This is a genomic window from Francisella sp. SYW-9, assembly GCF_008711465.1.
GTDB lineage: Bacteria > Pseudomonadota > Gammaproteobacteria > Francisellales > Francisellaceae > Francisella.
The window spans coordinates 20,909-34,012 of the sequence record NZ_VXKQ01000024.1 but is presented as its reverse complement, the minus strand read 5'-3'; the positions used below and the strand labels follow the sequence as shown (position 1 = coordinate 34,012).

Sequence of the window (13,104 nt, the reverse complement as noted above, 5' to 3'; positions counted from 1 at the left end):
TGAGATATAAGTTAGATAGTAAATATTTAGAATTATAGAAAAATTAAATGGCGCCTCTTTTCATAGTTTGGAAGAACTCTTCATTTGTTAAGGAGCCTTTCATTTTTTCTGTTAAGAATTCCATAGCTTGAACATCTTCCATACCTCCAAGAATCTTACGTAGAACCCAAAGTTTTTGTAGCTCTTCTTGAGATGTAAGAAGCTCTTCTCTACGCGTACCAGATCTATCAAAGCTAATAGCAGGATAAACACGACGCTCAGCAATTTTACGATCAAGATGAAGCTCCATATTACCAGTACCTTTAAATTCCTCAAAGATAACCTCATCCATTTTAGATCCTGTTTCTACAAGAGCAGTAGCAATTATTGTTAAACTACCACCTTCAGCTGTATTACGTGCAGCACCAAAGAATCTCTTAGGTTTTTGTAGAGCATTTGCCTCAACACCACCAGAAAGTACACGACCAGAAGCAGGAGAGACTGTGTTGTATGCGCGAGCAAGTCTTGTGATTGAGTCTAATAGGATTACAACATCTTGTTTATGCTCAACTAATCTTTTTGCTTTCTCAATTACGATTTCAGCTAGTTGAACATGACGAGCAGCAGGCTCATCAAATGTTGAAGCAACAACTTCACCACGTACTGAACGTTGCATTTCTGTAACTTCCTCAGGACGTTCATCAATTAGTAGCATGATTAGATTACATTCAGGGTGATTCTTAGCTATTGATGTTGCAATATTTTGCATCATAATTGTTTTACCAGTTTTAGGAGGTGCAACAATCAAACCACGCTGACCTTTACCAAATGGCGCAGCTAAATCAATAACTCTTGCTGTAATATCTTCATTTGAACCATTACCAATCTCCATTGTAAGTCTTTCTTTAGCATATTCAGGAGTTAAGTTTTCAAATAAGATTTTCTTTCTAGCTAGCTCAGGAGAGTCAAAGTTGACACTGTCGATGTGCTTAACTGCAAAGTATTTTTCATTATCACGAGGAGGGCGAATCTTACCAACAATACTATCACCAGTACGCAGGTTTAGTTTTCTAATAAAAGCTGGTGAAACGTATATATCATCAGGAGATGCGAAATACGAGCTATCTGAAGATCTTAAAAAACCGTAACCATCTTGTAAAACTTCTAAAATACCTTCACCATAAATATCTTCACCTTTATCAGCATGATATTTTAAGATTGAAAAGATAAGTTCTTGTTTTCTTGCACGCAGTGATTCAAGATCTAGGCTTTGAGCTATGTCCATTAGCTCATTAACAGATTTATACTTTAATTCATTTAAATTCATTTGATTCTCTATTTGTAAAGATATGTTGATATAACTAAATTATAGATATTTGTCTATGATTGAAATTAATTGACTTTTTTGTACCACACCAACTTTAGTTTCTTTGTTTTCGCCATCTTTGAAAACCATAAGAGTAGGTACGCCACGAACACCAAATTTCATAGCAGTTTCTTCATTGTCATCGATATTGATTTTGCAAACTTTGATTTGATCACCATAGTGATCAGCCACTTTCTCAAGTATAGGAGAAAGCATTTTACAAGGACCACACCATGGTGCCCAGAAATCTAATAATACAGGAGTATCACTATTTAAAACTTCACTTTCGAATTGACTATCTGATATATCGATACATTTTGACATGCTTTGATTTTCCTTTAAATTTTGATTTTAAAATCGATTAAGTAGCCTTGCTACTATGTATTTTGATGTTTTATAAGAAGTTAAACTAATTGCTAGTTATTATAAACAAAAAAACTTCTTAGACAAATTTTTTTAGCTATTTTAGCTATATTTTTTTATAATAGAACTAGTTATAAAACTCATGCTTTTGGATTATATGTCAAAAATAGTAGCAACAGTAGATTTAGGTTCAAATAGTTTTCATATGCTTATTAGTGAAATCAAACCTGATGGAGAGGTTGTTACATTATCTAAACAAAAGCAAAAAGTACAATTAAGAGCAGGTTTAAATAATAACCTAACTATAAGTAAGGATGTCCAAGAAAGGGCTATTAAATGCTTAGAGTTTTTTGCCCAAGAAATACAGAAATATAAAGTTGAGCATGTACGCGCGGTCGGAACATATACACTTAGAAAAGCAAAAAATAATATTAAAGGTTTTAAAAGGAAATTAGATAAAGCCTTGGGAGCAAAGATTAAGATTATTTCTGGACCAGAAGAAGCAAGGCTTGTTTATGTTGGAGCTAGAGATAATCATGATATAAAGCAAAAGACATTAGTTATTGATATCGGTGGCGGCTCAACAGAAATTGTAATTGGTCGAGGTGATAAGATATTGATAGCGCGTAGTTTGGATATGGGGTGTGTCGGTATGCAAAAAGATTTTTTTACAAATGAGAAACTTGATTTTGCAAACTTTCATGCTGCCACAGCTAAAGCCAAACAGACACTTGAGCCAATATTATCAAAATATAAAAAAATAGGCTGGAATCATGTTTTAGGCTCATCTGGTACAATTATCTCAGTTACAAATATCTCTGAAATGCTTAATAATAACTCTATTGTTACACAGAAATTCTTAAATGATCTAATAACTATGATGATGGATAAAAGACAAGTTGAGAATATACGTTTTGAAGGATTAAGAGAGGATCGTGAAAGTGTCCTTGCTGGAGGTGTTACTATCTTGTATGCGATATTTGATTGTTTGGGTATTGCTGAAATGAAGTTATCAAATGGCGCAGTGCGTGAAGGCATGCTTTATGAACTTGTTAAAAGTAAGTATAAGATTGTTATTAATTAGAAAATCATGGACTAGGTCTAAGGTTTATGTTAATAGTTTCGCAACTGGCTTTGCCAGTTATTGCGACATACTTTTTTCATAGCAGGAAAAGTATGCAAAACTGCTTAGCACTTAGCTATCGCTTTGTTGCTAATCAATGGTTGCTACAAAACTCACCATGTTCAGACAGTTGTAGCAACTTTTCATTGATATCGCAACAGCTAATCGCAATGTGCTGTGATAATCAAAAAAATAATGAGATTTAGTAAATGAAATATATACCACTAGCAGCCAGAGTAAGACCCAATAAAATCGATGATATTATAGGTCAGGAACACCTATTATCCGAAAATGGTGTGTTAAGAAAAATACTTGTTAGTGATGGTATCTGTTCTATGGTTTTATGTGGCAAACCAGGGGTTGGTAAGACAACATTAGCAAGAATTATAGCAAGTTCTAAGAATCTGGAGTTCTTTGAGTTATCAGCTGTAGACTCAGGCGTTAAAGAAGTTAAGAAGCTTATTGCAGATAATAAAGATCTAGATAGCTTTGTGCTATTTTTAGATGAAATCCATCGCTTTAATAAATCACAACAAGATTTACTTTTACCGTATGTTGAGTCTGGCAAGGTTATTTTGATTGGAGCAACTACAGAAAATCCGACATATTATCTGAATAATGCTTTAGTTTCGAGATTGTTTGTACTACGTCTTAAACGTTTAAGTATTACAGGAACTAAAGAACTAATTCAACGAGCATTGAAACAGGATGAGATTTTAGCACGTCACACTTTTGAAATAGGTGAGGGTTTATATGATGCCATTCATAATTATAGTGAGGGCGATTGCCGTAAAATTTTAAACTTGCTTGAGAGAATATTTTTGATTAGTAATCAAGCAGAGAATATTGTTCTAACTAAAGATTTATTTGATCAAGCAGTAGGTGAAGCATCAAGAGATTTTCATCGTGAGGGTAAAGAATTTTATGAACAACTCTCAGCTTTCCATAAATCTGTAAGAGGTACTGATCCTGATGCAGCTATCTTTTGGCTTGGTTTGATGCTTGATAATGGCGTAGATCCATTAGTTGTTGCTAGAAGAATGTTGTGTATAGCTTCAGAGGATATTGGTAATGCTGATCCACAAGCTTTGAGAGTTGCAATAGATGCTTGGAATGCATATGAAAAACTAGGTTTACCAGAGGGTAGGTTAGTTCTATCTCAAGCTGCCATATATTTAGCTGTTGCGCCTAAAAGTAATGCTTGTTATAAAGCATTAGCAGAAGCACAGCAAGTAACTAAAGGCTTAGGTCATATAGAAGTACCTCAGCATCTAAAAAATTATAAGGATAGCAACTATTTATATCCACATAATTATCCAAACTCATATGTTAATCAGCAGTATTTACCTAAAAATATCAAGCAAACTTTCTACTCTCCATCAGGCAGTGGTTTCGAGAGTAAGATTAAAGTGAAGCTTGAAAGTATAAACAAAATCAAGAAGTTATAATAAAGCTATTAAAATTTTGCATTTGTATGTTATAATCTTTGGAATTAAATTATATCGAATAAAATATAACTAGGTTTTAAAACTGCTATGGCACTAGAAAATTTACTACATCCTACTAATATTAAAATTGATGACTATGCTAAAAATGCGACTAAGTTTTCTTTTGAAGCACTAGAAAGAGGTGTTGGTTATACACTTGGTTATGCTTTGAAGCAAACTATGCTTTATTCTGTTGGTGGTGCATGCGTTACTAGTATAAAAATTAATGATGGAAAAATTACATCTTTAGAAGATGTAATTCCATGTGACGAGACTGTTGCTGATATTATCTTAAATGTTAAGGCTCTCCCTGTAGCATTAGCTGATAATGTTGAAACAGGTACTATAATCTTTGATCTTTCTGGCTCTGAAGAAGAGGTTTTCTCTGAGGAAGCTAAACTATCAGAAGGTTTGAAAATAACAGAAGAAGTATTTATCTGTAGCTATAATGGTGGCAGAAAACTAAAAATAGAAGCTAAAGTTGAAAAAGGTGTTGGCTATAGACAAACATCTGAAAATTTCAAAGATGGTGAGTTCCTTTTAGATGCTACTTTTTCACCTGTTACTTTCTGTGATTTTGAGGTTAAGGATGCTCGTGTAGGTAGACGTACGGACCTTGATAAGCTTAACTTTAACATTAAGACAAATGGTAATATCACTTGTGAAGAAGCTTTAAGACTAGCTGCTACAAAGATTCAAAATCAATTGAGAAATATTGTTGATGTTGAAGATATCAATCAAGGTATCTTTGTAGAAGATCCAACAAAAGATATTGATCCTATCTTATTAAAACATGTTGAAGAGCTAAATCTAACAGCTAGATCATCTAACTGTCTAAAAGCAGTAAACATCAGATTTATTGGTGAACTTGTACAAAAAACTGAAAATGAACTTCTAAAAGCTCCAAACTTTGGTAAGAAATCTCTAACAGAGATTAAACAAAAATTATCAGAGCTAGGCTTATCTCTTGGTACAGCGATAGATAACTGGCCTGAGGATATCTAATAATACGCCGGAGTGGTGAAATTGGTAGACGCGCCGGATTCAAAATCCGGTTCTGGCAACAGAGTGCCGGTTCGAGTCCGGCCTCCGGCACCATTTAACTTTTCTTATATTATCTCAAGATATATCAAAATCTTTTAAGATCAAGGCTTTAATGGATGTTAGCAGTCTCATTAAATCTCATCAGAAACTATAGTATCGCTTGACAATTTACATACTGTACTCATGTGTATAGTATTTGATATAATGTCAGTATGTAAATATGTTCAAGAAAGTCAGTGATGCCAAGATAAAAAGCCTAAAATACACAGAGATGGTAAAAAAAACCTGGATGGAGAAGGTTGATCAACTCAATCTGAACTGACAGTAAAGGCTTATCTAAAATAGGTAACTGTCACATCAGATCTAGACTTTTACAAATTAGTGCTATATACATCAAATAACTCATTAATAAATTTAGCTTCAGTCTTATTTCTCATTTTAGTTCAAATATCAAACTGACCTTTCTTAAATATCCTCATCCACTCATAACCTACAATAGTAGCATTAGCTGTTTTCATAAATTTAGAACCAAGCATTAGTTTTATGAATCTTTTAAACTTATCATGATCCTGCTAAATGATATTATTCAAATATTTTATTTTCCTATATTCTAATATGACTATAGTTATAATTCTCAGTTTTTAATTCAAATATAGTATTGTTATATGCTTGATCATATCCTCCAATTTGGGATATCATATTTGAAGTTTCTTAAGTATTTCTAGTATGTGATAAAAATCTACAGTATAACCATCCTTAGTTACAGTTCTTTATAATATTCCCATTTGTCTTTAATTTTATATAGGTCTCATCTACTTTTAAGATTTTAAAATATATTATACTTCTATACAACTTAGCTTTTTCTTTAACTCAGGAGAATATTGGGTAATCCATCTATAAATGTTTGTATGATCTACATTTCCTCCTCTCTTTAGGCATCTCCTCTAATTCTCTATGACTTGTACCGTATTTTAAATACCATCTTATGACACAAAGTATTATATCACCCTTAAATTGCTTATATTTAAACGCATCCATAAAACAGAAGAAAATTGAAAGAATATAAAATTAGTCAGTTAAAGTTTGCAACAGTACCTATTTTAGTGATTATAAATATATAGGTGTGTTTAATATTAATTCCCCCAGTTTATTTTAGGTTTCCTAGTAACTTTACTATTGTTATAAACTAAGTATTCTAACTTTAAATAACAAGAGGATATTTTAAATGAATAAAAATGAATTAGTAAATAAAATTGCTAAAGAAGCTGATATAACTATCTCAGATGCAGAGAAAAGCTTAAAAGCTTTTATTAATGCAGTAACACATTCACTTAAAAAGAAAGAAGATGTAACTCTTGTTGGTTTTGGTACCTTTCAAGCTAAAAAAAGAGCTGCTAGAGATGGTAGGAATCCAAAGACTGGTGAAACTATTAAAATTAAAGCGGCAACAGTTGCTCATTTTAAAGCAGGTAAAAATCTTAAAGAAGCTATAAATAGTAATTGAAAGGTAACAACAACTATGCAACAAACTAGAAACAAAGAGTATGAACAAAAAATAATTAAATATCATACATTATTTTCACTGATTACCATTGTGCCAATACTTATTATATCATGGGTGTATTTATCATCTCATCATGATGCTACAGACCGATTAGCGATTGTATGCAATTTATCAATCTACCCTATTATTTTGATTATATGTTTAGTACTCAATGTAGGGATGAGAAGGTTTAATGCCTGTGATGATGGTAGAGATGGTATTGTTACAGATAAGATAAGAATACATTAAGCTCTTTTAATAAACTCTATAGAACATACTATTATTTTCTTTGGAATGATATTTGCTCTTGCATATGCTTTACCCCTTAATCATTTAAGTATGCTATATGTTATGACTGGACTTTTTATCATTGGTAGGATTCTCTTTATTTTAGGATATTTAAAATTTCCTATATATAGAGCCTTTGGTTTTGGAATAACTTTTATACCTATGGTTATAGCAGCCGTATATATCATAGTTTAAAACTTGATTTAATTATGTAACTAACGGTATTGACTTTTATATTCTAAAAAGGTGACCTTCTTAAGGAAACTGTAAATGGCTAAGGTACTGTTAATAAGGTTATACTTCTTAATAGATTTGGTAATAATTCAGAGGCTCAATAAATAGTAATCAATCTTATAATAAAAGGCTTAATTATGGTTGTTCTAAAGCTAAAAATAATATTTCTTCATTTTATGCCAGAATCTAATATAAATATGATAAAATCATTACAGATAGATTGGATTAATTATAGATATGGACTTTATTCATAGGGATATTATTGAAGCAACTCGCTACTTTCTTAAATTAGTAGAACTAGGCTCATATAGGGGCGTTAAAAGATATTTCTTAGTAGAGGTTAATACTATAAAATATAAGATTGAGAGCTTAGAGGAGTTTTTGGGTATAAGGCTCATAAAGAATGTACAAAACCGTATTACTCCAACAGAAGAGGGGGGTAAATTTTATAACTCTTGCAATAGAACTGTCAAAGATTTAGAAAATATTCTTCAAACTGTAAAAAAAAGAGGGTTTAAAGAGCGTAAGTCATTAAATATTCTCGGGGTTCCGTTATTCATGAAAATTTTCATGAATCGGATATTACCAGAAATTCAAAAAGCTAATAAAAAATCTATTAACTTTACTTTAAATACATATCAAGCGGATAATTTAAATGGGCATCAATATCAGTTTGATTCATATAGTGTTATTCAAATCTTTACTAAGCACCTTGAATATATAGATTTAGATGACTGGATAGTTTGCGCATCTATAGATGCGATTAAGATACCAGCATATCTTTATGGAAATGATACTACTATAAAAAGTATACATGATGATCCTCAAAAAATTATTGATGCACCGTTTGTTTTTAGTAGTCATAATCTAACTCAGAGAATTACTGAATTCAAATATAAATCTAAAACTTATAAGTTTAACCTTGATAATATAAAATATATTGTTGATGATGAAATACAAAAGGCAAACCTTATTATAAATGAAAATGTAATTGGTTTTATGCCTATCTCTTATCATGATACGATCTTAAAAGACTTTAAGAATATAACTAAAATAGAACATGTTGAAATAGAGTTCCCTATATACCCTTATTTTATACTGGTTTATAAACATTCTGACTTTAGAGATGAACTAATAAGAATTATTAGATCTGAAATACAGAAAATACAAGCATTATATCTTCATTTAGCAACTAAATAATAAATATTTGAAAATATAAAGTATTTTTTACTAGATGCTGTAGTATGGGCAAGGTTGTGTAGTTTTAGATTAAGCATATAAATTTACTCTTGCTCAAATATTAGTCCTCTAATATATTTACCTTTTAAAGTCTCGTATATGAGGCATTCAAAATTGACTGACTCTATTTATTTCCGATATATGCATCTATCTTTTTTGACTATAGACTTTTTAAGAAGATGGTCTAGGATGTACTCATGTATAAGAAGAAAATTGATATTACATATTGTGAAGATTAGTAAACTAAGAGTAGAGTATGCTAGTTTTCAGCTTATATCAAAGTTTTTTGTTGAATTATACTTCCTAGATTGATTCCATTTTTGAGATCTCTTTATTTTTGGGGTTACTGCTATCTCATGGTAAAGGCTTATAAACTTTTGGTTGTGTATTAAGAGGGTTGATTATGGTTCGGGGAATAAAAACTGTCATTTTAATAGGGAGTATATTAATATTTTGTAGAAATGGGTACTCTTCTGAAAATTTTCCAAAAGTTAGTTCTCAAGGAGGTCCTTTAGGGGTGACGAGTATTGGTGATCAATCTCTTAATAATACTGTGACGAGTGGTTCAACGATAATGAGATCACCAAACCAAGAATCAAGTACCCGAAACATTAGTAAAAAAGAGTTTTTAAAACTACAAAATCAGGTGGAACAGCTGCAAGCACAGCTATTAAAGATAGCATCTCAAAAAAGTACTATTATGACTACATCTGGGAACAGCTCTTCATTTACAACATATGGTAAAAAGGTTTATAATAATGCTCCTAATACTTCTCAAGTAGAGGGAGACCTAACACAAGCTTTAGTTGGTCAAGCTACCTCTTCAGATATTGATATTGCAGATAATGTTAACTCAAAAAATTCAATAATAAATTTAGAAAATAAGTCTTTAGGAGGGGTGTTTAATCAAAATGGAGCCATTGATGTTGGAGGAGCACCAGCGATCACAACACAAGGTCAGATTACTTTTTTAGGCTCTTATTCCGGTAACAATAGCATTCCTATTGGCCAGATCTCATCAAACCTTTTTGCATCGACTTTGCTGGGACAGAGAGATAAATTTGATGATTATTCGGTTTTCTTTGGTGGATATATAGAGGCAGATGCTCAAACATGGTTTGGTAATAGTACTGCAGGGAAAGGATTGTCAGGAACAGGGCAAAATATCTATTTAACTAATGCTAAGTTGTATTTCTTATCAAACCTTGGGCACTATGTGACAGCGCAGTTTGATTTTGATACAGATGAATCAGGTAAGTTTAGTTTGGGTAATGCTTTTGTGATTTTCGGTAACTTAGATACGTCACCATTTTTTGTAACAGCGGGAAGAAATAAGCTTTCTGTGGGTGCTTATGGAGGAGGTGGTCCATGGACGGATGGGATGACAAAGTTCCTATCTCCAGATAAGGTTACAAATATCTCTTTAAATTATAAAAATGACGTTTGGAATGCTAATATCAGTGTTTTCGGATCAAATGATCAATCAGCCGACTTTTCAGCGGGATTGTTCTATACAGATAGTTGGACTAATAATTTAATAGGCTCATTTAATGTTGGTTATGTTTATAATCTGAATGGTTCAGGAAATGACCCAATACAGGATTTTTTAAATAACACAGGTTCAGAAAATGCCAAGGTAGGAGCATTTAATATCGATGCTAACTTAACTTATGGTTTATGGGGAGGCTTTCTAAACTTAGGAGCTGGGTGGTCAACAACTACTAATTCAGAGAACTTTAATGGAGATGGGAGTGATGTCCTTGCTGGCGGATGGTATGGCGCAGCCAACTATTCATTAATCTTAGGTGGGAGAAATACTAACCTTGGTGTTTCATATGGACAAACATATAATGCTACTGATATACCAATGACTTTATCCGCATCTGCTGTATCAGGACCAGAGTCTGCTACAGGAATAAAAAAACAACTTATCGTTTCGGCACAGCGTGCATATTTTGATAATAATGTTCTTTTTGGTCCAGAATATTCGTATCAAAAACTATATGGTGGACAGCATATGAATACTATCACACTTGATATGTCTGTATACGTGTAAAGAAAGCAAGGAGTTATTAGATACTTAGTAAACGATTAGAATGGGATTCAGCATGAGTAAGCGAAGAAATAATTAATGTATTGACTACTCCTGGTAAAATAGTTGTTAGCCCCACAAAAGTGGGCTATGTAATTATTGCCACTGATGGAGTTGGTTTAGAGAAGAAGTTTCAAATAAAAAACCGCAACAGGAATAAGCCCGGGGTTGTTTTATGTTCATCAATAGAGCAACTGAAAAGTTTGGCAGAAATAAATTCAGAGATACTATCTTTTTATGAGAAACATTATAAAGAAGATATCTTGTTAGGATGTATATTTTACCTTGGAAAGATAGTGCTAGAAAATATATTCCCTATGGAGCAGAAGAGCTTGTTATGGACAAACGCTCAACAAGTTGTTTTGTTATTAAGCCCGGAGAGCTTTGAGAGAAAGTTATTTTAGAGCTATCGATAAAATATAACAAATTATGTTTTGGTAGTTCAGTAAATATTTCTGGTAAAGGAAATAAAGGCATGATTTCTTGTATCGTCATGGAGCGCATTATTAAGAGAGAGGTCATAGATGGATTTTATCGCAAATAGATATAATTAGTTAATGTTTAGCGTACGAATATTATCTATCCATATCAGATCATGACGTAGATATTATAATAGTTTAAGCATTACATAACTAATCTCGTAAAGAAGCATAATCTTAATTTATAAGGAGATATTTATGGATAGTAAAGGAAGGCTCTTAGGTAGTTGTCTCAGTATAAAGAGCGTATTTTAATGATGTATAGGTTGTGTATTGCCGAATTCAAAGTATTCTCGCATTAACACTTATATAATAATCAATACATGGATACTTGATCTTAGTTTATTATCAAGATATTTTACCTTAGAAAATTATCATAAGATAAGGCTTGAATAGTTTAGAAATACAAGATATATATTTTGTAGGGATATGGATAGAATGAGGTCTTTATCTATTGCTAGAAATAGATATCTGATTATAAAAGTAATGGGGTTAATATAGATTTGTAACTTTGTTAGCACTAAATTCTATAGATCTATCATTTTTTGGAAATACTGCTGTTAACATTCCTTGATTGTTCTTATATATTACTGCTTTCTTTGCTTTTATTATAACGTTACCTGTGGCAAGCTCTGCATCTGATTTATAACTATAAATTGAATAGGAATATGCTGATAAATAGTATAAACCTAGTAAAATAAATAAATAAAATATTCTCATTGAAAAATAACCTTATTATTAAACATGTTTATTAATATGTTTGTGATTGGCATTCTAAGCTTTACAGAAGAGACTATGGGTGAAGAGTCTATATTTATAAGGGTGTCTCCTAATTTTTTCTGCTAGAGCATTATATCCTTTATTATGAATTTTTTCGAATACTTTAAAATTAATAATATATTCCACATCCTCTTGACATAGAGTAGCCTTTTCAGAGCCCTTTGCAAGTTCATGACTATAACCTCCTATCATTCTAAGTCGGTCATATATTTCCCTTGTTGATATGCAAAGCATATTTGAAACATCTGAGATGTATTTTACTTCACTTTTCATATATAAACCTTGTATTATTTTAATTATTTTTATTAAAAAACCATGTTAGACCAGCGCCAATCATGTTGATGCCTGCTCTAGCATTATGACCGACAATATCACTAGGAGCCATTGTTTGTATATATCTATAATCAACACTCGCTTGCAAGTGTTTAGATAGTTCAAATTTAAGACCTCCACCCACATCCCATGCACCTGTAGCATCACCTGCTAGATTAGCCCAACCAGCACCACCAGCAGCATATGGAGTGAGCATGGTGTGATTGCTCAGATTTATGACACCTTCGCCTAAGCCTCCAAACATACCGTTATATGTCGCAAATTGATTATACTGTACAGCTAAGTACTTATTAATACTATAACCTAATATACCGTTCCAACCTGAGCTTCCACCTTTTGCATTTGACCCATAGTTGCCACCAATAGCGATACCGTTAGCATCAATACCTAGATACCATTGACCAGATCTATCCTGTGACCCCCAGCTATTGTCTTTATTTGTTATTGAATCATAGGTGACCTTAAAAGGCTTGATAAGAACATTGCTATAAATATCAGATTTATTTGATAAAAAATTAATCTTACTATCTGAGGATGTCGCAAAAGACATTGTAACAGATGCGCATAGCATAGATCCGACTACCATTGTATTTATTATAGATTTCACTATTTTAACCCTTTGATGTTTTACAAATTTATTTAGTGAGTCGTATAATAAATATTTAAGCAACAGATTAATATAGAAATATCTAAAATTGAGTATCAGTATTTATTTTAGATGACCATCATTAAGAGGATATTTTAATTTTAAACC

The 13,104-nt window shown here is 32.0% G+C and carries 14 protein-coding genes, 1 tRNA gene and 1 pseudogene; 11 read left to right on the top strand and 5 right to left on the bottom strand.

The annotated features are described in order from the left end of the window. Positions 1-43 precede the first annotated feature (43 nt). Positions 44-1,306, bottom strand: coding sequence for a transcription termination factor Rho (gene rho / locus F3D62_RS09650; protein WP_150468041.1), 1,263 nt, complete (start codon positions 1,304-1,306; stop codon positions 44-46). 39 nt (positions 1,307-1,345) lie between these two features. Further along, positions 1,346-1,669 (bottom strand): thioredoxin, encoded by a 324-nt coding sequence (trxA, locus tag F3D62_RS09645; protein ID WP_150468040.1) that lies wholly within the window; start codon positions 1,667-1,669, stop codon positions 1,346-1,348. Between the two features lie 196 nt (positions 1,670-1,865). On the opposite strand from trxA, the gene F3D62_RS09640 reads away from it, so the two are divergent. From F3D62_RS09640 to F3D62_RS09590, 11 genes are all read left to right on the top strand, one after another. Next, positions 1,866-2,792, top strand: a complete 927-nt coding sequence (locus tag F3D62_RS09640) for a Ppx/GppA phosphatase family protein (protein WP_150468039.1) — start codon at positions 1,866-1,868, stop codon at positions 2,790-2,792. Between the two features lie 26 nt (positions 2,793-2,818). Then, positions 2,819-3,037, top strand: coding sequence for a hypothetical protein (locus F3D62_RS09635; protein ID WP_150468038.1), 219 nt, complete (start codon positions 2,819-2,821; stop codon positions 3,035-3,037). Between the two features lie 3 nt (positions 3,038-3,040). After that, positions 3,041-4,279, top strand: a complete 1,239-nt coding sequence (locus tag F3D62_RS09630) for a replication-associated recombination protein A (protein ID WP_150468037.1) — start codon at positions 3,041-3,043, stop codon at positions 4,277-4,279. Positions 4,280-4,366: 87 nt separating this feature from the next. Next, positions 4,367-5,323 carry a DNA-directed RNA polymerase subunit alpha gene (locus F3D62_RS09625; RefSeq protein ID WP_150468036.1) on the top strand — a complete coding sequence of 319 codons (957 nt, stop codon included), beginning with the start codon at positions 4,367-4,369 and terminating at the stop codon, positions 5,321-5,323. Positions 5,324-5,329: 6 nt separating this feature from the next. Next, positions 5,330-5,416, top strand: a tRNA-Leu gene (locus F3D62_RS09620). 1,171 nt (positions 5,417-6,587) lie between these two features. Continuing rightward, positions 6,588-6,866 carry an HU family DNA-binding protein gene (locus tag F3D62_RS09615; protein ID WP_150468035.1) on the top strand — a complete coding sequence of 93 codons (279 nt, stop codon included), beginning with the start codon at positions 6,588-6,590 and terminating at the stop codon, positions 6,864-6,866. 15 nt (positions 6,867-6,881) lie between these two features. Beyond that, positions 6,882-7,154 carry a hypothetical protein gene (locus tag F3D62_RS09610; protein ID WP_150468034.1) on the top strand — a complete coding sequence of 91 codons (273 nt, stop codon included), beginning with the start codon at positions 6,882-6,884 and terminating at the stop codon, positions 7,152-7,154. Between the two features lie 9 nt (positions 7,155-7,163). Next, positions 7,164-7,388 (top strand): MAPEG family protein, encoded by a 225-nt coding sequence (locus F3D62_RS13250; RefSeq protein WP_411961321.1) that lies wholly within the window; start codon positions 7,164-7,166, stop codon positions 7,386-7,388. A gap of 276 nt (positions 7,389-7,664) precedes the next feature. Beyond that, the gene (locus F3D62_RS09600; protein WP_150468032.1) at positions 7,665-8,627 is read left to right on the top strand and encodes a LysR family transcriptional regulator; all 963 of its coding nucleotides are present in this window, start codon (positions 7,665-7,667) and stop codon (positions 8,625-8,627) included. A 442-nt stretch (positions 8,628-9,069) separates the two neighbouring features. Then, positions 9,070-10,722: a DUF3573 domain-containing protein gene (locus tag F3D62_RS09595; RefSeq protein WP_150468031.1), complete on the top strand. Its 1,653-nt coding sequence runs from the start codon at positions 9,070-9,072 to the stop codon at positions 10,720-10,722. Positions 10,723-10,802: 80 nt separating this feature from the next. Beyond that, positions 10,803-11,162 (top strand): Sua5/YciO/YrdC/YwlC family protein, encoded by a 360-nt coding sequence (locus F3D62_RS09590; RefSeq protein ID WP_191092589.1) that lies wholly within the window; start codon positions 10,803-10,805, stop codon positions 11,160-11,162. A 567-nt stretch (positions 11,163-11,729) separates the two neighbouring features. On the opposite strand, the gene F3D62_RS09585 is transcribed toward F3D62_RS09590, so the two are convergent. From F3D62_RS09585 to F3D62_RS09575, 3 genes and pseudogenes are all read right to left on the bottom strand, one after another. Next, complete coding sequence (locus F3D62_RS09585) at positions 11,730-11,957, bottom strand: hypothetical protein (RefSeq protein WP_150468029.1); 228 nt, start codon at positions 11,955-11,957, stop codon at positions 11,730-11,732. A gap of 54 nt (positions 11,958-12,011) precedes the next feature. Next, the gene (locus tag F3D62_RS09580) at positions 12,012-12,290 is read right to left on the bottom strand and encodes a hypothetical protein (protein ID WP_150468028.1); all 279 of its coding nucleotides are present in this window, start codon (positions 12,288-12,290) and stop codon (positions 12,012-12,014) included. A gap of 34 nt (positions 12,291-12,324) precedes the next feature. After that, positions 12,325-12,936, bottom strand: a pseudogene (locus tag F3D62_RS09575) (OmpA family protein); the annotation flags it as partial. Positions 12,937-13,104 lie beyond the last annotated feature (168 nt).

Bases quoted from the DNA above. Each gene is read 5' to 3' on its own strand.
- F3D62_RS09615 (WP_150468035.1), top strand. From the start codon at position 6,588: ATGAATAAAAATGAATTAGTAAATAAAATTGCTAAAGAAGCTGATATA.
- rho (WP_150468041.1), bottom strand. From the start codon at position 1,306: ATGAATTTAAATGAATTAAAGTATAAATCTGTTAATGAGCTAATGGAC.
- F3D62_RS09625 (WP_150468036.1), top strand. From the start codon at position 4,367: ATGGCACTAGAAAATTTACTACATCCTACTAATATTAAAATTGATGAC.
- F3D62_RS09585 (WP_150468029.1), bottom strand. From the start codon at position 11,957: ATGAGAATATTTTATTTATTTATTTTACTAGGTTTATACTATTTATCA.
- F3D62_RS09600 (WP_150468032.1), top strand. From the start codon at position 7,665: ATGGACTTTATTCATAGGGATATTATTGAAGCAACTCGCTACTTTCTT.
- F3D62_RS09595 (WP_150468031.1), top strand. From the start codon at position 9,070: ATGGTTCGGGGAATAAAAACTGTCATTTTAATAGGGAGTATATTAATA.
- F3D62_RS09635 (WP_150468038.1), top strand. From the start codon at position 2,819: ATGTTAATAGTTTCGCAACTGGCTTTGCCAGTTATTGCGACATACTTT.
- trxA (WP_150468040.1), bottom strand. From the start codon at position 1,669: ATGTCAAAATGTATCGATATATCAGATAGTCAATTCGAAAGTGAAGTT.
- F3D62_RS09640 (WP_150468039.1), top strand. From the start codon at position 1,866: ATGTCAAAAATAGTAGCAACAGTAGATTTAGGTTCAAATAGTTTTCAT.
- F3D62_RS09610 (WP_150468034.1), top strand. From the start codon at position 6,882: ATGCAACAAACTAGAAACAAAGAGTATGAACAAAAAATAATTAAATAT.
- F3D62_RS09580 (WP_150468028.1), bottom strand. From the start codon at position 12,290: ATGAAAAGTGAAGTAAAATACATCTCAGATGTTTCAAATATGCTTTGC.
- F3D62_RS09630 (WP_150468037.1), top strand. From the start codon at position 3,041: ATGAAATATATACCACTAGCAGCCAGAGTAAGACCCAATAAAATCGAT.